Origin of the sequence: Agrobacterium sp. Azo12, from assembly GCF_029193765.2 — a bacterium.
In the GTDB taxonomy this organism is placed as follows: domain Bacteria; phylum Pseudomonadota; class Alphaproteobacteria; order Rhizobiales; family Rhizobiaceae; genus Agrobacterium.
In genome coordinates this window covers 2,893,076-2,911,078 of sequence record NZ_JARFYO020000001.1, presented here as the reverse complement: position 1 = coordinate 2,911,078, position 18,003 = coordinate 2,893,076, and the positions used below count along the sequence as shown (strand labels likewise).

Below are 18,003 nucleotides of genomic sequence, written 5' to 3'. Positions count from 1 at the left end.
CGGTTATAGTTTCAACAGGATTTCCATCCAGCGTTTTTTAGAGGCCGAGAGCAGTTTTTACAGCAGGCAGGCCTTCTTCACCCTTGAAGGTGGTGACGCCGGAAAGCCATGGTTCGATTGCTGTCGGATTGGCTTTCATCCATGCGGTTGCGGCAGCTTCCGGGTCCTGTCCGTCGTTCAGAATCTTGCCCATGATCTCGTTCTCCATCGGCAAAGAGAACTGCAGGTTCTTAAGGAACGTGCCGACATTGGCGCATTCTTGCGTATAACCGGCGCGAACATTGGTGTGCACGGTAGCGCCACCGAAGTTCGGGCCAAATACATCATCGCCTCCCGAGAGGTAGGTCAGCTTGAAGTTGGCATTCATCGGGTGCGGTTCCCAGCCGAGGAAGACGATGGGCTGGCCGGATTTGTCGGCGCGTGCCACCTGGGACAGCATGCCCTGCTCGGAAGATTCCACCACTTCGAAGCTTTTCAGGCCGAATGTGTCCTTCTCGACCATGCCGAGGATCAGGCGGTTGCCGTCATTGCCTGGCTCGATGCCGTAAATCTTGCCTTCAAGCGCGTCCTTGTGGGTGACGATGTCTTTGAAGTCCTTGATGCCGAGTTCGGCGCCCTTGGCATTGGTGGCGAGCGTGTATTTCGCGCCTGCCAGGTTTTCGCGCACTGTTTCCACGGACTTGTCGTCACGGAAAGGCGCGATATCGGCTTCCATTGTCGGCATCCAGTTGCCGAGGAAAACGTCGATGTCCTTGTTTTTCAAAGACGTATAGGTGACTGGAACAGAGAGGATCTTCACGTCGGTCTGGTAGCCAAGGCCTTTCAGAAGAACGGAAGCTGTTGCGGTTGTTGCGGTGATGTCAGTCCAGCCGACATCGGAGAAACGAACTGTTGCACAGCTTTCAGGCTCTGCCGCCTGGGCTCCTGCACCGCCAAAAGCCAAGATTGAAACTGCTGCGGCGAGGGCAAGACAGCGCCTTTTGTTGACAAGCATTGTGTACTTCCTGTTTTTTGTTCCCGTGCCATTATCAATATATGCCCGACACAATCAACTCATGCGCATTTGCGTGCGGGCTCACTTTATTTGCGACATGATTTGCCGTGCATAACATTTTGCTGGCAAAACTGGCCGATAAATCCTGTGGTTTTTGATGCTTTGCGCTTCCCATTCCGGTTGTGGGACGCCAAAAGCCTTACGCAGACGAATATCTGGCGTGTTGGCGCCTTGTTACATTTCAGCCGGAGACGACATGGCCAAGCTTTATTTTAATTATGCCGCGATGAATGCCGGCAAATCGACCATGCTGCTACAGGCCTCATACAATTATCATGAGCGCGGCATGCGCACATTGATTTTTACCGCCTCTTTTGACGACCGCGCAGGCGTCGGCCGGGTCGCATCGCGAATCGGACTTTGCTCTGATGCGCTGTTGTTTTACCCGGAAACCAACATTTTCGAAGAAGTGAAAAAACTCCATGCAGATGAGGCTGTGGCATGTGTCTTTGTCGATGAAGCCAATTTTCTGTCGGAACATCACGTCTGGCAGTTGGCCGATATTGCCGACAAGTTGAACATTCCTGTGATGGCCTACGGCCTGCGCACCGATTTTCAGGGCAAGCTCTTTCCATCTTCGAAGGAATTGCTGGCCATTGCCGATGAGTTGCGTGAAATCCGCACCATCTGCCATTGCGGCCGCAAGGCGACAATGGTTGCCCGTTATGATGCATCTGGCCAGGTCATCAAGGAAGGTGCGCAGATCGATGTCGGTGGCAATGAGAAATATGTTTCATTCTGCCGTCGCCACTGGGTGGAGGCTGTCAAGGAAAGCTGAGCGCCGCATATAGTTTTCTGTGTTTGATTTTGGTCAAAGAGTGCACAGCATCTTCGCGGTATCACGCACTCAACGCCGCAGGGTGCGGCTTCGCTCAGGAGTGCAAAAGATGCAAAATAAATTCCTTCGTCTTGTCAGCGCCGTTGCCGTTGCCGGCTTGTTCGCCTTTCCGGCTCTTGCCGCCGAAATTGAAGTCAAGATGCTGAACAAGGGCGCTAATGGCGACGCCATGGTGTTCGAGCCGCAGGCCGTTAAGGCCAATGTCGGCGACGTCATCGTGTTCGTGCCGGTCGACAAAGGACATGACGCCGCTGCGGTCAAGGGCATGATCCCTGAAGGTGTAACCGAGTTCAAAGGCAAGATGAACGAAACGCTGAAAGTGACCATCGACAAGGAAGGCGCTTTCGTCGTGAAATGCACCCCGCACCTTGGCATGGGCATGGTTGCACTCATAGTTGCCGGTGATGCGCCAGCAAACCTCGACGCCATCAAGACCGGTAAACTGCCAAAGAAGGCACGTGAACGTCTTGATGCAGAGATTGCCAATCTCGGCCTCTAAGTTTGTGATTTAACTGCAATCTCTTGAATTTGCAGTTTCCAAAGCTGATATTTTCTATAAGGTCGCCTTCAATCTGAAAGGCGGCCTTTTTGCTGTTCATCGTTTGGGGAGAGAAACTCATATGGCTACGTTGCAATCCTTCGATACCGAAATCGAAAAGACCAAAGTTGCGGTCAACGACATGCGTGCGAAACTTGAGCAGTCGGGCGTGGTGCTCGATCAGTTCTCCAAGGCAGACACCAAGCTTGGCGATGTGAATTTCGATATTGAAAATGCGCGTATTCAGGACGTTCTGACCCAGCAGAAGGTGATGGAAGCAAACATTGCCGACCTCATCATCGGGCTTGAGGATGCGACCAACGTGTTTGGCAGCGAATTCGAAAGCATGAAGAACTACACCGGTTATGAAAAATTTATCGGCGTTTTCTCAAAGCAGAAGGCCCAGCGCATGCGCACTGAGCGTGTTCGCAACATGTCGCTGGCCGGTAATCTTCAGGAACTCTTGTCCAAGTCCGACAGCATTGTTGGCATTTTGAAGGAGCAAAAGAGCGTTCTCGACCAGCGTTATTCTTCGTCTGAGGCAAGCCTTGTGCAGGTGATCGAGCGCCGCAAGGGCACGATCGCATTGCTGGAAGCGACCCAGAAGCAAATTGAACAGTTGAACCCGGCGCTGCTTGATATTGAAAACAAGATTGCGGCCTCCACCGAGCAGTCGCAGCGCACAGAACTTGAGGGTCAGCGCTCCAAGCTTGCCACGGAATATAATCTTGCGCAGGCAAAAGAGCAGGAACTTCTGGCCGAAAGCCAGACGCTGGAGCGTTACACCTCGATGTTCCAGACCTTTGTGGATTCGCTCAACAACCAGATTGCCGCGCAAAATACGCTGATCAACAAGCTGACCATCGATACCGAGCAGCGTATCGTTCTCTACAAGGCGCTTGAGGACAGCTTGAAGACCGCCGCCCAGCAGGACGTTGCGCACAAGATCAACACGCTCGGGACGCAGGTGGATGCGGCCGCTGCGGAAACAATGGCGGGTATCGGCTCTGCCGCACAGCGTCATATTGGCGATCTCTTGGAAATGCATGAGAAGAACATGCTTTCGACCCAGGATATCCAGCGACGCAAGAAGCTGGCAGACGAGGCGTTCTCGCGCCGTTTCCAGGCGGTACTCGACAAGCACAATTCGGCTAACTACGTGAAGCAGTAAGATAAACTGGGGTTTTCCGTTGCTACCTTCCGCCAACAATGCCGCAGTGACGCAGTATTTCAATACCATGGCCGCGGCGCTGAACGGCATGGATGTTTATTTTTCGCAACCCAACCTGATGCTTCCGGGCAGCGGGTTGGCGGGGCGTTTGTTGCTGCCTTACATCGAACGGCTGCGAAACTCCTTCACCTGCTGGCAGAACCGCGTCGGGTTCATGGAGCAGTTTCGTATTTCGCGAGCTGAAAGCGGCTTCCCGGTTTTCCAAAGCGTTCTGGAACTGGAAAACGATCGCAATGGTGCCGAAAAGCGGCTGGCTTCCATTCCGGAACCCGACGTTCTGCGCAGCGAAATGGCCGATTTCATTTTGCGCCACAGGGAATTCCCGGCAACGCTGCAAACGCAGATGGCTGAACGGCTTTACCTGCAGCAAATCCGTAAAGGTGAGATCTTCTCACCCTTCGTGTTGCCCGAAACCATTCATGTGTCCGTCAATCCTCAAAATTCTCGTCCGGTTTATGTGGTGACATGGGGCGTGTTCGACGGACCGCAGACACTGCCGATGATCTATATCGCCACCATTGAGGATTCGTCTGAAAATGTTGACCGGTTGCTGGTGGGACCGGATGGCAAGTTGCGAGAAGATGTCGATATTCCTTTGCCAATCGGTGGTTTGCTGAACCCGGAACTGGCAACGCGGTTTGACGATTTTATTGTCCGCAACGGAGCCTATGGCTTAACGCCCGCAACCATTGCGTCCAATCTCGACAAGGATTTCGAGACGCTGCATCCCAAGCTGTTGCGCCGTATCGTGCTTGGCCCGTTTTACTCATCCGGCATTACCGAAAATAATGCCCGGATCAACGATATTCTCTCCAAGGTTCGCAGAGATGAAAATGCCTGGCTGATGAGCTGGACGATGCAGGAGATATTCTCGAAAAACGAACGTCCCGCATCGCGTGGCTTTTTCTCTTCCACGCCGGCCGTTCAGGAATTCCATATCGAAACCAATGATCTGGAAGCGGCGCGCATGGGTGTGAGCGCTTACGAAAAACACGCGCTGGTGCCGCATGAAGCCTATCAAGCGCTCTATGCCGCAGGTGAGGCAACCGCAATCTTCGGCAATTACAAGGTTCACGTAATTTCCGGTCGTCAGGTGGTAAGCGAGGTTTGATCCGATGAACAGTTTGAATGCCGGACTGACGACTATCCATGAAAATGAGATTGCCAGCCATCTGACCCTTGCACAAAGTCTGGTGACAAAATTCATCGTGCTGGACAGTGGCAACGGACAGGGCAGTGGTACTGCTTTGGCCGGAACCGGCAGGCGGTTTGTTTCAACCGTGTCGACAACTTCGGTGCGCAGTACCCGTGAAGTGGAACTGGCGCGGACTATTCAGGCGGTAAAGTCATCTGATCCGATGCTTTCTCCGCTGCAGCACACGGTGCTTTACCGTGCGCGGCGTGGTGTGCAGATTGCCTTGGCGGTGGCGGATATATTTGCGCGACAGACGGCGCTGGAACAGTTGCAGGCCCGCAATCGTGCTGCGCCATTGTCCGGCGCCGATGCCGAGCATTTCAAGGCGCTGCTTTCCGCTTCGTCCTACGTTGCCGCCTTTACGCTGGGTGCCTATCTGCATTCGACCTTGCCGGGCGACGGTGAGCCGGTTGATGATACGAGAGAACCGGACTTCCTGTTCGATACACCGCAGGATGCGATGAAGAGCATGCTGTCCGGGCTGGACGCAGGTTTGTCAGGGGCCGCAGACGAGGCCGCCCTTGTGGCGCGCAGCCGGGCCTTTGCGCGGGATGCGATTCAGGGGCTTTTGACACGTAAGGCACGTTTCACGGCGCTTTCGGTGTTTGAAAACAACCATATCCGCGTGGATCAGGATGATTTCACGTTGGATGGTTTTGATGTGACGCCGGGTGAGAAGCGCAAGCCGCTTTCGATGAGCTTCAAAAAACCGGAAGAGATCATTGGCAACCACATTGCCAAATATCAGGCGCTGAAACTGGCCAAGATGATGATGGCCTATGACTTTGACCGACAGATGAACCCGTTTGTCGAGTTGGGTGGGTTTCTGTTCACCTTCATTGGTGATGGCATGCCGGGGACGGGCAAGACCATTCTGATTCAGATGCTAGCTGGCATGTTGAACGATTATTGTGAAGTTGCCGGTTACACCTTTCATTACGAAAACTTCGGCGTGGACCAGATTTCGTCCTATCAGGGCAAGTCGGGGCAGAACGCCAAGGCGTTCATCAACAATGTGATGAACCCACGTGCAATCGGTTTCGGTACCATTGATGATGTCGACCAGGTTGCAGCAAAACGTTCTGATGACCGTGCCTCTGCCGGTCAGCATGAAGTGACAGCAGTACTGATGGAGAGTTTTGCCGGTGCCTCGACTGTCGTTCGCGGCAATTGCTCTTTCGGCATGTTCTCCAACTATCCGGAAAATGTCGATGACGCGCTGCGCCAGCGGGCAGGGGCGCGCTGGTTGGTGGATGGCCCACAGACCGAGCACGATTACATTGATATCTTCTCTCTGTTGGTTGGTAAGAACCACTCCATTCCGCTGGGCGAGCACGCGCTGTTTGCCGATCAGGAAATCAAGAAGGCCGTTTCCGGCTCTTATGAAAAACACAGCCAGCCGCAAGAAGACGGTCTGGTTGCCGTCTGGGAACGTTATGAGCGCGAACATGGCCGCATTCAGACGCTGGCCGATATCGGTGCCTATCTGCATATGATCAAGCTGGCCGAGCCGCGCTTTACCGGTCGTGCCATCAAGAACATTACTGATGCCATCAAGATGCGTGCGATGGATGTGGAACTGCCGGACGCGTGGTTTGAAACGCCTGACGCTTTCATGCACAAGTCCTATGATGACAAGAAGGCGATGATTGCCGAACTGCGTGGCCCGGTGACGATGGATATGATCCTTCAGGAGATCAATCGTTACGCAGACAGCGAATTCCGCTACACCGATAAGTCCGATGATGCGGCGGTGACGGATATCATCCGCCGTGAACGTCAGCGTGAGAAGGCGATTGCTGAAATCGAGGCGATGAAACGTGACGGACGGTGGTCACAATGAACCGTCTGCTCGAAACAGAACTGATTTACGGGCGGTTGCTGGAAATTGCCGAGCCACATCTGGTCGAGCGCTACAACAAGGCGCTGGAAGGGTTTGGTCTGCGTAAAACCACGCTCGACAGCTTTGAAATCGACATGACCGGCTTTTCTCCGCAAATTGCCGATGAGCTTGGCGACAAGGACTATCTGGACCCCAACCGGGTCAATCGCCGTTTCATCATCATGACGCCGGAGCAGGAAAACCTGCCGGTTGTACATACCAGCTTTTCCAATACCGCCGGTTTGATGCATGAGTTTTTTGCGGCAAACACCCGCTCAATCAATGCCATAACCATCAAGGATGCATTGTTTGGCGAGATTGAAGACAGCGTCTCTATTGTTGAAAGCCTTGAGGATCTGCTGTCGATAAACGAAGTCAGTTTCCGCATGTTTTCGACTGAAAACGTGCTGGCCAAGGCGGCGGAACTGAGGCAACTGGTGGACCGGCTGCAAAGCGACGAAAATGCCTGGCGTGATGACGACATGCTTAACCGCATGGTGGAGCTCGCCAAGTTGACCGGCGATATCCGCCAGAACCGGCTGGTGCCGGATCAGCTGGTTTTCCGCCACGATGCGTTCTGGGCCAATCATTTTGGCGGCGTGTTCATCTTCCTCGATGGTCGCAACACCACGGTTATTTGTGACGCAAAGGCGCCGGGTTTCCGTCGTTCGCGCCCGTGGCAGGTTAGTTATATTGCCATTGATGACCACCAACGAGTTTATGACTTCCTGGCAAAAACCGGGCGGGTAGAACTGCCACGGGCCAGTTGGGTTGAAACCTCTGGACTGCTCAGGCACCGCTCGGACATGATCCTGAAGCAGCTTGTCAATGATGCAGCACCTGATGCTGGCACGCTGATGGCGGACCCGATCTGGATGCAGACCTGGTTGCACATGAATGGTGCGACTGTGACCCGTAACGGTGCCTATCCGTTTTTGCAGGATGCGATGCGCAAGATTTCCAGCACCGGCAGCATCCGCATGGAGGATGTGAAACCCGAATGGCGGTTCATGCTGGTGCGCGCTCGCGTCGAGCATGCCGACCAATGGCTGGTCAACCGGTTGATCGCCCAGATGGTGCCTGCGGACTTTGTTTCGCGGTTTATCTTCGACAAGCAGGGTTTTTATGCTTCTTATGAGCGATATTCTGAAAAGTTTCGTGAGTATGTTGTATCGACACTGACCGGAACATATTTGAAAGACAAAAGAGAGTTTCGCCAGCGACTTTATGGCATAGGAGAAGATAACCATGCTTGATCCGATCATCACATTCTTCCAACGGCTTTTCAGTGCCATAGGTCGAGGGGTCGGCATCGCAGTTGCCTGGGTGCTGTGGCCTTTTATGGCCGCGCATGGCTGGTATAATCAACGCACATGGACAGTGAAGGGCATCGTCCTTGCGGGTCTGGCTGTGCTGGTCGTGTCCTACGGCTATTTCATCATTCAGACACAGCGTTGGACTAATTTTGATCCGGACTACATCGCGGCCTATAAGTTCGCTGAAAGAACTGTTCCGGCAGGGCAGGAGTTGCCAGCCACTGATGGTGCGGCCCGCACGTGCCAGCGTTCGGCAATCGTCGATGTCGCTGCTGATCTGACAGACTTTAACGTCAATCAGAATGCATGGATTTCCTCAATGCTGCTGTACCGTTTTGGCCTGTTCGGCATGGATTGGGACAATACGCCATTTCTCGACAATAAGGCATCCTTCCAGCGTGGTGTGAACCAGGCCGTTCGCCGTACGTCGGTTGAGCTCGTTGATACGTTGGGCCGCGTTCGCGGCACTTCGGGCATCAATGCCAATCTTCAGGAAGCGCGTGGCAACATGCAGTTTAGTGAATATTCCTGGTATTTCGGTCTTGATCCATTCGGTCCCAAAACGCCAACACCAAGCTATTACCGTTCTGCTATCCGCAGCTTCCAGGCATTCAACACCGAACTGGTGGCGTGCAATGCGGTATTTGATGGACGTGCCGACAACCTGATTCAGTTTATCGATCGTATCGCCGGTGACATTGGCTCGACCTCTGCCATTTTGCGTGAAAGATCGGAAAACTATAATGGCGGCTGGTTTGACACTCGTGCGGATGACCGCTTCTGGTTCGCTTATGGCCAGCTTTACGGTTATTACGGCGTTCTGTCTGCTGCTGGTGCCGATTTCTCGCAGGTTATCCGTGAACGCAACCTGACAACCCTGTGGAATGACACGCTGGTGCAGACCCGTGCGGCACTGCGCATTCAGCCGGCGATCATTTCCAACGGCGAGGAAAGCGGCTGGCTTATGCCATCGCACTTGGCGACAATGGGCTTTTACGTGTTGCGTGTTCGCTCCAACCTTGTCGAACTGCGCTCCGTTTTGGATCGTTAAAAACCATAATCCTGCCATGGGGAAGCCTGTGGCAGGATCATTATTTCCGGTAGGCTTTTTTGATTGGCGACTTAGCTGATCAGCTTGGAACGGATGGCCTTTGCCACCAGTTGCGTACGATTGACGCAGTCCAGCTTCTTGATCGCATTATTCATATAGGCATTGATGGTATGGTCTGACAGCGAGAGGATCTGGCCGATCTCGGCTGATGTTTTTCCCTGTGCTGTCCAGCGGATCACCTCAAGCTCCCGCTTGGTCAGGGTGCGGACCGGTGCCATTTCATTGCGCTTCATGCTGTCATAGACATCATAAGCGTGCAGCCCGATCATCCCCAGTGCATTCATCACGCTTTGGCAGGGCTGCGTCGTGTCACCATCGAACCGTATGATATACCGTTCGCCGGATGGGGCGTTTATCGGGATCATCACACCGCAGGCAATGCCGTAGTCTGTCATGATGCGCCGCATCTCGTCCGGAAATGGTGGAACGGAGTCATGAACCGACCAGAATTGCGGCAGCAGGGAACGGTTGAGACGCGGAATAACGGGGCAAAGCGGCAGAAAATGATGGGCGTCGATCTCGCGGACGAACCGCGCCGAAATTGTGCTTTCGACAACCAGCGGCGCCAAAAGCAGATCATTGACGGTCGGCGATATGATCAGCGAGACGTGGGCAAACCCGAATTGTTTGGCAACCTTATGAACGGCAAGCAGCCAAGCCGGACGACTGTCGGCTGCTGATATCTCTTCGCTCAATTGCGATTGCCGTTCGATAACTGCCATTAAAAGGGTTTCTTTGGTGGGCCAATTTGCCTGTATGTTAACGGTAACAAATATATGAAATACGCTGAAACGCTACTGATAAATTGGTAGTTTGAAACGCTGATTTAAACGGGATTTATTTATTGTGGTATATCAGAGCGTTATCAGACGTCAATTGGTCTGACAGATTTTCCACTGCTGGCGGTCAAATGTGACCCGACCGAAAATGTGCCTGCCGGTGCCAAAAAATGAAGAATCATTTCCGGGGAACCAGTTTTGAAGAAATCAAACTCCATTATGGTTTTGGAGTTTGATCCTTTGGTTTTGCCATCAGCTTCTCGAGGAAGCCGAGCATGACGGCCGAGACCACAAAAGCCAGATGAATGATGGTGAACCACATCAGCTTGTTGTCGGTGTACTGGTTGGCATTCAGGAAGATTTGCAGCAGGTGAATGGACGAGATTGCCACAATGGAGGAGGCGACCTTGATCTTCAGGCTGCCGGAATCCAGCTTGCCAAGGAAGGACACTTCCGCATCTGCCTCATCAAAACGGCTGACGAAGTTTTCGTAACCGGAAATCATCACCATGACGATCAGACTTGCAACAAGCGCTGCGTCAATCAAACCCAACATGGCAAGGATCATATCGGCTTCATCATAGGTGAAGACGTTTTTGGCAACCTTCAGGAATTTCAGCACGAAAGAAAACGCGTAAACACCCAAAGCTGCGACTAGCCCCAGATAAAAGACGACCAGAATCCAACGGCTCGAGAGGATTATGCGTTCTACGAGGAGTTCCAGCGATTTCATTGACGGGCTTCCGATAATGGCTTGGTGATCAAGTATAGGGGTTTTCAATATTAGCGGGCATTTAGGGGCCACCCGGCAAATCCGCAAGTATGAGCGGATAAAAATATGAGAACGGCAAGAGTATCTAAGGAGTTATATTTTTGATTGTTTTAATATTCTAACTATCGTGTCGGTTGATTTTCGGCTTGCCGCTTGCAGCTTCTACGTAATTCTACCTGTAATTGACGATTGCTTTTCCGTTATTTTGCGTTCTGGTGCACTGTCGTTGTTGTGTTTTGGCAACATTTCATTCCAGATTTAATCATGAAGCTTTCAATCATGTTTTCTATATTGACTATAATAGTCATGTTTTTTAATCGTCCGTAACAGCGGTTTCACCGCCAATTTTTGCATATTCCGACAGGGGTGGGAGAGCGTTGCGCCATCGCAGCGACTGTTTCCGTGCGCCTGCATAAAAGGGGGAAGTAAATGGTAATTGGGCATTCCAGATCAGCACTACTTGTCTGCACAGCAATGGTTCTGCTCTCCGCCTCCGGTGCATCCTACGCGCAGGACGCTGCTCAGGCACAGTCCGCCGATAGCACTCTTCTCAACAGGATCGTGGTCAAGGGCAAGCGCGCAACTGCGGCCAATGCTGCATCCGACACGCCACTTGCCAGCCAGACAACGGCTGATCAGATCCGCAAGAAGGAAATCAGCAACGTCCGCGATCTCGGTAATACGACGGAACCAGGTGTTGATTTCGTGGAGTCGAAGCCTGGTAAAACAGGTGGCCTGTTTATTCGCGGTCTCGGTGGCGCACGCGTTACAACATTGATCGATGGTATCCCAGTTCCATTCTTTGAGAACTATGCACGCAGCACCGTTGCGACGACTGGCATGAGTGACACCAATAACAGCTACGACTTCTCGTCGCTGTCCCGCGTCGATGTTTTGCGTGGTTCGGATTCCAGTCGCATTGGCCCTGGTGCTCTTGGTGGTGCTTTGGTGTTGCGGACGCTTGAGCCTGAAGACCTGATTGAAGAGGGTCGCGATTGGGGCGGCGTTGCCAAGCTTACCTATGACAGCGAAGACAGAAGCTTCGGTGGTAATGTCGCCGTCGCCAAAAAAGTACAGAATACGTCTGTCCTTTTCCAAGGTGGCTACAAGAAGGGCCATGAGCGCAGAAATCAGGGTACGGCCGACATTATCGGCGTGAACCGAACCGAGGCAAATCCTGCCGACTACGATCAGTACAACTTGCTTTTCAAGGTTCGTCAGGACTTGGAAGGTGGCCATCGCATAGGTCTGACGGCGGAACGGTTCAATCTCGACACAAAAACCGATCTTAAAACCTTGCAGACCTCTACGTTTACCGCTGGCACTGCCGGGTCAACCAACAGAGTTGGCGACTATTGGGGCTATGACGATACGCGTCGTGATCGCGTCTCGCTGGATTATGAATATGAAGCGCCATCCGCCGATGCGCTGATCGACAGTGCAAATCTGACGCTCTATTGGCAGCAGCTTGCCAAAGACGCTGGCTCCTATGGCCGCCGCAACAACGGCACGAATTATGGTCGTTACAACCAGATGGAAGAAAGCTCCATCGGTTTGACCGGCGGCGCGTTGTCCGAATTCAGCACCGGTAATCTGAACCACGAAGTTCGGTTTGGTGGAAACCTCCAGTTCTTCCAAACGGAACAGTTTATTCGTGTTGTGCCGGTAACGACAGTTGTTTCGCAGTCCGACATCCCAGACGTCGATGGTCGTCGTCTCGGTCTGTATCTTGATGACCGTATCTCCTTCGGAGATTCAGGTTTTGCGCTGACACCCGGCGCTCGCCTGGATTGGTATGACTACGATCCAAAAGCATCCGCAGGCTTTAGCAACAATACTGGCTTCCCTGTCTTCGGTTTGCCGGATGGACAGGATGGCATTCGTATTTCGCCTAAGCTGCTCGCAACGTATCAGCTGACGCCTGAAGTCGAACTGTTTGGCCAGTGGTCTATGGCGTTCCGTCCCCCGACGGTCAATGAACTGTACATTGATTTCCGGAATGGAAGCTTCTACGCGAACGTTGGTAATCCGGACCTCAAGCCTGAAACCTCTCAAGGTTTTGAAATGGGTGCGAGCTATCAGAGTGATGATCTGACGGGTAAGCTCACCCTGTATCACAACATCTATTCGAATTTCATCGATGTGTTTGGGACGCCAGGTGGCGTTGGGCAGCCAACGACCCTCTATACGTGGCGCAACCGAAACAAAGTTGAGATTTCAGGTGTTGAAGTCAGTGCTCGCAAAGACTTCGCAAACGGAATCTTCCTGCATGGTTCGCTTGCCTATTCTTACGGCAAGGACAAGGATACAGGCGAATTCATCCGCACTGTTGCACCGGTCAAATCGGTTCTCGGTATCGGTTATGAACAGGAAACCTGGGGCGCGGATCTCTCGACCATCTTGTCAGGTGGCATGAGAGAAGATGGACGGGTGATACCGATTACTGGTCCAGCATTTGCGTATGACACGTTCGATGCTCCCGGATATGGCATCGTTAATCTGACGGGTTGGTGGGAACCCGAGCAGACCAAGGGCCTGCGCATTCAGGCTGGTGTCTACAACATCTTTGATAAGACCTACTACAATGCTGTAGGTGTCCGTGATGTCAGCACTAGCGGAGCTGCGTCGACGTCCAATCAGCCTGTTGCGTTCTATTCAGAACCAGGTCGTTCATTCAAAATTTCTCTCACCCAGAAATTCTGATCGCAAAAACGGGCGGGGGCCAGGGAAAGAAAGGGCGGTGCGAAAGCGCCGCCCTTTTGTTTGATTGGTTGTGGCAGTCTTTTGCCTTACCGGCAGTAGAGATAATCGCCTTTGCGCTCCAGTACATCGAGATGGAGGTGATCCTGATGGGTCGCGTCGCTGCCGGGCGATAGCACGGTCTTGAAAAACAGGCAGGCGGCCGTGGTGATGGTGCGTTGAAATGCACCTTCAACAGTGCCGTCTTTATCGCGTGGTTTCATGATCAGCGGCTCACCCTTGTCAAAAGCAATGGATGAGACATCGACGGCATTGCCTTTGGCATGTTCGGATATCTTGCCATTTTCAGCGCTGTTGCGGTTTCTGCACACATAGGTGGATGCATTGGCAATTGCGGTGATCTTGCGCTCCGGCATCGACAGTTTTGCCGCTGGCACAAGCATATCCTTTGCCCAGCGGCTGAGAGCAAGCGCGGTTTCGCAGCGCATGGGGCCTGGCGGATCAAGCTTGATGCCCTGTCCTATGGAGGACAACTCAATAGGAGATGCTATGCCACAGCCATTTTCTTCATCCTTGATGGCATCCAGCGTCTTGAACTCAGCACCCAGTGTTTTGAGTTCTGCAAGACAGGCCTGCAATTCCTCAGGGTTTTCCTGCTCTACCGGAATAACGGCTTCCGGTTTTTCCTCAGGTTCTGCTTTTTTGTCTTCAGCTTTGCTTTCGGGTTCAGTGGCAGGTGAGGGCGCTTCCTTGTCCTCCGGCTTGGGTTGAGGTTTTGGCGTTTCTGCCTCAGCTGTGGTTTCCACGGGTTTGGTATCTTCGCTCTGTTCCTGTGCAGGTTTCTGTTGTGGAACGGGAACGGTTTCAGGTGGCTTAGAGGCTGAGATCAGCAGCAGGCTCGCTGCCAGAATAACAAAACGATGAGGCATTTTGCCGGGCACTCCTTCGTATCGGTGAAGGGTCAACGCCTTTGCCGGCATTCCGGTTCACTGCATGCTTGGAAAGCACTTGCCATATGATTTTCTGCACGCTAACAATTGCCGCCATGAACACAACGTCTAAGAACATCGGTAACTGGTGGTGGGGCAGCTAACGCGGCCTTGACCAGTCATGTCTTCAGACGACGACCAAGCCGCCCGAATTCTCAGGCGGCTTTTTTGTTATCTTGCCGCCTGCCATCGGGTCTGAACAAACGGGGAAGTAAGAAATGGTAACGATCATTCAGGATGATGGCAGTGAAATCTACGAGACGAAAGGCGGCGTGAAAGTGACACGCCAGCGTCGTGCCACCGACTATGCTGGTGCAATCGACTCTTATATCGAACGGCTGGACGAACGTCGCGGCGCGGTATTTTCCTCCAACTATGAATATCCCGGTCGTTACACCCGTTGGGACACTGCAATCATCGATCCGCCACTTGGTATTTCCTGCCTCGGGCGCACAATGTGGATCGAAGCCTATAATGGGCGCGGTGAAGTTCTGCTGTCCTTTATTCGTGAAAAACTGGCGGGGACACCGGATCTGACACTCGGTGTATCGTCGGAACGTCGTCTCGATCTGGTGGTCAATGAGCCAGACCGTGTCTTCACTGAAGAAGAGCGCTCAAAAATCCCGACGGTATTTACGGCACTGCGGGCGGTCGTTGACCTGTTCTATTCCAGTGCCGATTCAGCCATCGGCCTGTTTGGCGCCTTCGGTTACGACCTCGCATTCCAGTTTGATGCCATCAAATTGTCGCTGCTGCGATCTGAGGACCAGCGCGACATGGTCTTGTTCCTGCCGGATGAAATTCTGGTCGTTGACCACTATTCCGCCAAGGCATGGATTGACCGGTATGACTTTGAAAAAGCTGGCGTCACAACGACTGGCAAGGCTGAAGACATCGCCCCTGAGCCTTTCAAGCCAACCGACGTTATTCCGCCAAAGGGCGATCATCGCCCGGGTGAATATTCCGAACTGGTGGTCAAGGCCAAGGAAAGCTTCCGTCGTGGTGACCTGTTTGAAGTGGTGCCGGGCCAGAAGTTCATGGAACGTTGCGACAGCAAGCCGTCCGACCTGTCGCGTCGTCTGAAAGCCATCAACCCGTCGCCTTATTCCTTCTTCATCAATCTCGGCCATCAGGAATATCTGATCGGCGCGTCGCCGGAAATGTTCGTTCGCGTATCCGGTCGTCGCATTGAAACCTGCCCGATTTCCGGAACCATCAAGCGTGGTGATGATCCGATTGCTGACTCGGAGCAGATCCTCAAACTGCTCAACTCCAAGAAAGACGAATCCGAGTTGACCATGTGCTCGGACGTTGACCGCAACGACAAGAGCCGCGTTTGTGAACCCGGCTCAGTCAAGGTTATCGGTCGCCGTCAGATTGAGATGTATTCGCGGCTTATTCATACGGTTGACCATATCGAAGGTCGCCTGCGTGACGGCATGGATGCGTTTGACGGCTTCCTCAGCCACGCATGGGCTGTCACGGTTACCGGTGCGCCGAAGTTGTGGGCCATGCGCTTTATCGAAAGCCATGAAAAGAGCCCGCGCGCCTGGTATGGCGGTGCCATCGGCATGGTTGGCTTTAATGGCGACATGAATACCGGTCTTACCCTGCGCACCATTCGTGTGAAGGATGGCATTGCTGAGGTGCGGGCAGGGGCAACACTGCTCAACGATTCCAACCCGCAGGAAGAAGAAGCTGAAACCGAACTGAAGGCGTCGGCAATGATCGCGGCGATCCGTGATGCCAAGGCTGCCAATTCTTCTGCTTCCAAGCGCGATGCTGCCAAGGTCGGCGCCGGTGTAAAAATCCTGCTGGTCGACCACGAAGACAGCTTCGTGCATACGCTGGCCAACTATTTCCGCCAGACAGGAGCCACGGTGTCCACTGTGCGCACGCCAGTGCCAGCAGAAGTTTTTGATCGCTTCGATCCTGATCTGGTTGTGCTGTCGCCCGGCCCGGGCAATCCGAGCGACTTCGATTGCAAGGCAACCATCAAGGCGGCGCGAGCCCGCGACCTGCCAATCTTCGGTGTGTGCCTGGGCTTGCAGGCATTGGCGGAAGCCTATGGCGGCGAGTTGCGGCAACTGGCTGTACCGATGCACGGCAAACCGTCGCGCATTCGCGTCCTTGAGCCAGGCCTGGTGTTCTCAGGTCTTGGCAAGGAAGTCACCGTTGGCCGTTACCATTCGATCTTTGCCGATCCAGCAACCCTGCACCGTGATTTCATCATCACCGCAGAAAGCGAAGATGGCACGATCATGGGTATCGAACATGCCAAGGAGCCGGTTGCTGCCGTCCAGTTCCATCCGGAATCGATCATGACGCTTGGGCAGGATGCTGGCATGCGGATGATCGAGAACGTGGTTGCACATCTGGCGCGCCGGTCGAAAACCAAGGCTGCTTAAGCCAGTTACAGACGGCGGCGTTGACAAAACGCCGCCGTTTTCATTTGCAAACCAGCCGGGTGATACGCAGCCGTGAAATTTCTCAGATATCTCTGTGTTGGTCTGGTTTTGATTGCATTTGCGGTTGCGGCCGGAACAGTGCTGCCACGAGGTCACGCTGATGATATCGCGGCAAATTCACGCCCCATTCTGGTGCTGAAAAATCCCATCCACACGGATATCGCGCTTCCCGTAGATGCTGAGTTGCTGGCGCGTTTTGGTTTCCTGCGCGAGGGTGGTCTCGATATCGATCATCCCGGCCTTCGTTATCTGATTATCGGTTGGGGCGGGCGGTCGTTTTACACGGAAACGCCAACCTGGGCGGATTTGAAGCCTATGCCGGTGTTGAAAAGTTTCACACTCGATCAGTCGGTCATGCATGTCGCGCTTGCCGGCGAAATTCCTCTTACGGACGCGAGTGTTACGGCGCTCAACATTTCCGATAACGGATATCGATCGCTGCTGGGCTTTATCGAGGCCAGTTTTGCCAGGTCACAAGGTAATCCCGTTCCACTCTTGGGAAAATCCTACGGCTCCGACGATGCGTTTTTCGAAGCCAATGGTTATTTCAACGCCTTGCTGGGCTGTAACACCTGGACGGCAGCTGCCTTGCGTGCTGCGGGTATCAAAACCGGATGGTGGACGCCATTGCCGCCCTTGCTGATGACATCATTGCATTTGCATAATGATGTCGCAGCCGCGCCGCCACAGTGATTGGAAAGAGGAAGACCGATGAGCGACATTCGTGATGCCGACCAGCTTGTCATCTCTTTTCAGCGCACTTGCCCGATCATCCGTATTTTTGATGAAGACAAGGCACGAGAATTCTACGTGGACTTCCTCGGTTTTCAGCTTGATTGGGAACACCGCTTTGGCGACAAGTTCCCGCTCTACATGCAGGTATCCCGTGCAGGCCTCGTCCTGCACTTGAGTGGCCATCATGGTGATGCCTCACCCGGCTCCAATACTTTCGTGGTGATGAAAGGTGTTCAGGCCTACCAGAAAGAGCTGATCGCGAAAGATTACACCTATATGAAACCGGGCGTTGAGACCTTGCCTTGGGGATTGCAGATGGAGGTCACTGATCCTTTCAGCAACCGAATACGGTTCTGTGAGCAGGATGTTGGTGGCGAGGCGTCTGTCTAGCGAGA

The 18,003-nt window shown here is 53.3% G+C and carries 15 protein-coding genes; 11 read left to right on the top strand and 4 right to left on the bottom strand.

Annotated elements, in window-relative coordinates; genetic code table 11:
• Window positions 1-37 precede the first annotated feature (37 nt).
• Window positions 38-994 carry a choline ABC transporter substrate-binding protein gene (locus PYL13_RS13895; RefSeq protein ID WP_275641715.1) on the bottom strand — a complete coding sequence of 319 codons (957 nt, stop codon included), beginning with the start codon at window positions 992-994 and terminating at the stop codon, window positions 38-40.
• A 256-nt stretch (window positions 995-1,250) separates the two neighbouring features.
• Here PYL13_RS13895 and PYL13_RS13890 point away from each other — a divergent pair, with 256 nt between their 5' ends.
• From PYL13_RS13890 to PYL13_RS13860, 7 genes are all read left to right on the top strand, one after another.
• Window positions 1,251-1,832 (top strand): thymidine kinase, encoded by a 582-nt coding sequence (locus tag PYL13_RS13890; RefSeq protein WP_275641714.1) that lies wholly within the window; start codon window positions 1,251-1,253, stop codon window positions 1,830-1,832.
• A gap of 109 nt (window positions 1,833-1,941) precedes the next feature.
• Complete coding sequence (locus tag PYL13_RS13885; protein ID WP_259143704.1) at window positions 1,942-2,391, top strand: pseudoazurin; 450 nt, start codon at window positions 1,942-1,944, stop codon at window positions 2,389-2,391.
• Between the two features lie 121 nt (window positions 2,392-2,512).
• Window positions 2,513-3,601: a hypothetical protein gene (locus tag PYL13_RS13880; RefSeq protein WP_250981985.1), complete on the top strand. Its 1,089-nt coding sequence runs from the start codon at window positions 2,513-2,515 to the stop codon at window positions 3,599-3,601.
• 67 nt (window positions 3,602-3,668) lie between these two features.
• On the top strand, window positions 3,669-4,772 hold the full coding sequence (locus tag PYL13_RS13875) for a hypothetical protein (protein ID WP_259144802.1): 1,104 nt from the start codon (window positions 3,669-3,671) through the stop codon (window positions 4,770-4,772).
• Window positions 4,773-4,776: 4 nt separating this feature from the next.
• Entirely contained in the window at window positions 4,777-6,699 is a 1,923-nt protein-coding gene (locus tag PYL13_RS13870; RefSeq protein WP_275641713.1) for an AAA family ATPase, read from the top strand.
• Window positions 6,696-7,994 (top strand): DUF6638 family protein, encoded by a 1,299-nt coding sequence (locus tag PYL13_RS13865; RefSeq protein WP_275641712.1) that lies wholly within the window; start codon window positions 6,696-6,698, stop codon window positions 7,992-7,994. Before PYL13_RS13870 ends, PYL13_RS13865 begins: the two co-directional genes overlap by 4 nt.
• Complete coding sequence (locus tag PYL13_RS13860) at window positions 7,987-9,105, top strand: DUF2333 family protein (protein ID WP_250981982.1); 1,119 nt, start codon at window positions 7,987-7,989, stop codon at window positions 9,103-9,105. Before PYL13_RS13865 ends, PYL13_RS13860 begins: the two co-directional genes overlap by 8 nt.
• Window positions 9,106-9,176: 71 nt before the next feature.
• Here PYL13_RS13860 and PYL13_RS13855 read toward each other — a convergent pair whose 3' ends face one another.
• Entirely contained in the window at window positions 9,177-9,887 is a 711-nt protein-coding gene (locus PYL13_RS13855) for a helix-turn-helix transcriptional regulator (RefSeq protein ID WP_275641711.1), read from the bottom strand.
• Window positions 9,888-10,161: 274 nt separating this feature from the next.
• Window positions 10,162-10,677, bottom strand: coding sequence for a TIGR00645 family protein (locus tag PYL13_RS13850; protein ID WP_192488379.1), 516 nt, complete (start codon window positions 10,675-10,677; stop codon window positions 10,162-10,164).
• 468 nt (window positions 10,678-11,145) lie between these two features.
• On the opposite strand from PYL13_RS13850, the gene PYL13_RS13845 reads away from it, so the two are divergent.
• Window positions 11,146-13,419, top strand: a complete 2,274-nt coding sequence (locus PYL13_RS13845; RefSeq protein WP_275641710.1) for a TonB-dependent hemoglobin/transferrin/lactoferrin family receptor — start codon at window positions 11,146-11,148, stop codon at window positions 13,417-13,419.
• 86 nt (window positions 13,420-13,505) lie between these two features.
• Here the strand turns inward: PYL13_RS13845 and PYL13_RS13840 are convergent, their stop codons facing one another.
• A complete protein-coding gene (locus PYL13_RS13840) occupies window positions 13,506-14,345 on the bottom strand; it encodes an extensin family protein (protein ID WP_275641709.1) in 840 nt (279 codons plus the stop codon).
• Between the two features lie 278 nt (window positions 14,346-14,623).
• On the opposite strand from PYL13_RS13840, the gene PYL13_RS13835 reads away from it, so the two are divergent.
• The 3 genes from PYL13_RS13835 to PYL13_RS13825 all read left to right on the top strand — a co-directional run bounded on the left by PYL13_RS13835 (window position 14,624) and on the right by PYL13_RS13825 (window position 17,998).
• Window positions 14,624-16,813, top strand: a complete 2,190-nt coding sequence (locus PYL13_RS13835) for an anthranilate synthase (protein ID WP_275641708.1) — start codon at window positions 14,624-14,626, stop codon at window positions 16,811-16,813.
• Window positions 16,814-16,885: 72 nt separating this feature from the next.
• A complete protein-coding gene (locus tag PYL13_RS13830; RefSeq protein WP_275641707.1) occupies window positions 16,886-17,566 on the top strand; it encodes a TIGR02117 family protein in 681 nt (226 codons plus the stop codon).
• An 18-nt stretch (window positions 17,567-17,584) separates the two neighbouring features.
• Window positions 17,585-17,998, top strand: a complete 414-nt coding sequence (locus tag PYL13_RS13825) for a glyoxalase superfamily protein (protein WP_275641706.1) — start codon at window positions 17,585-17,587, stop codon at window positions 17,996-17,998.
• Window positions 17,999-18,003: the final 5 nt, after the last annotated feature.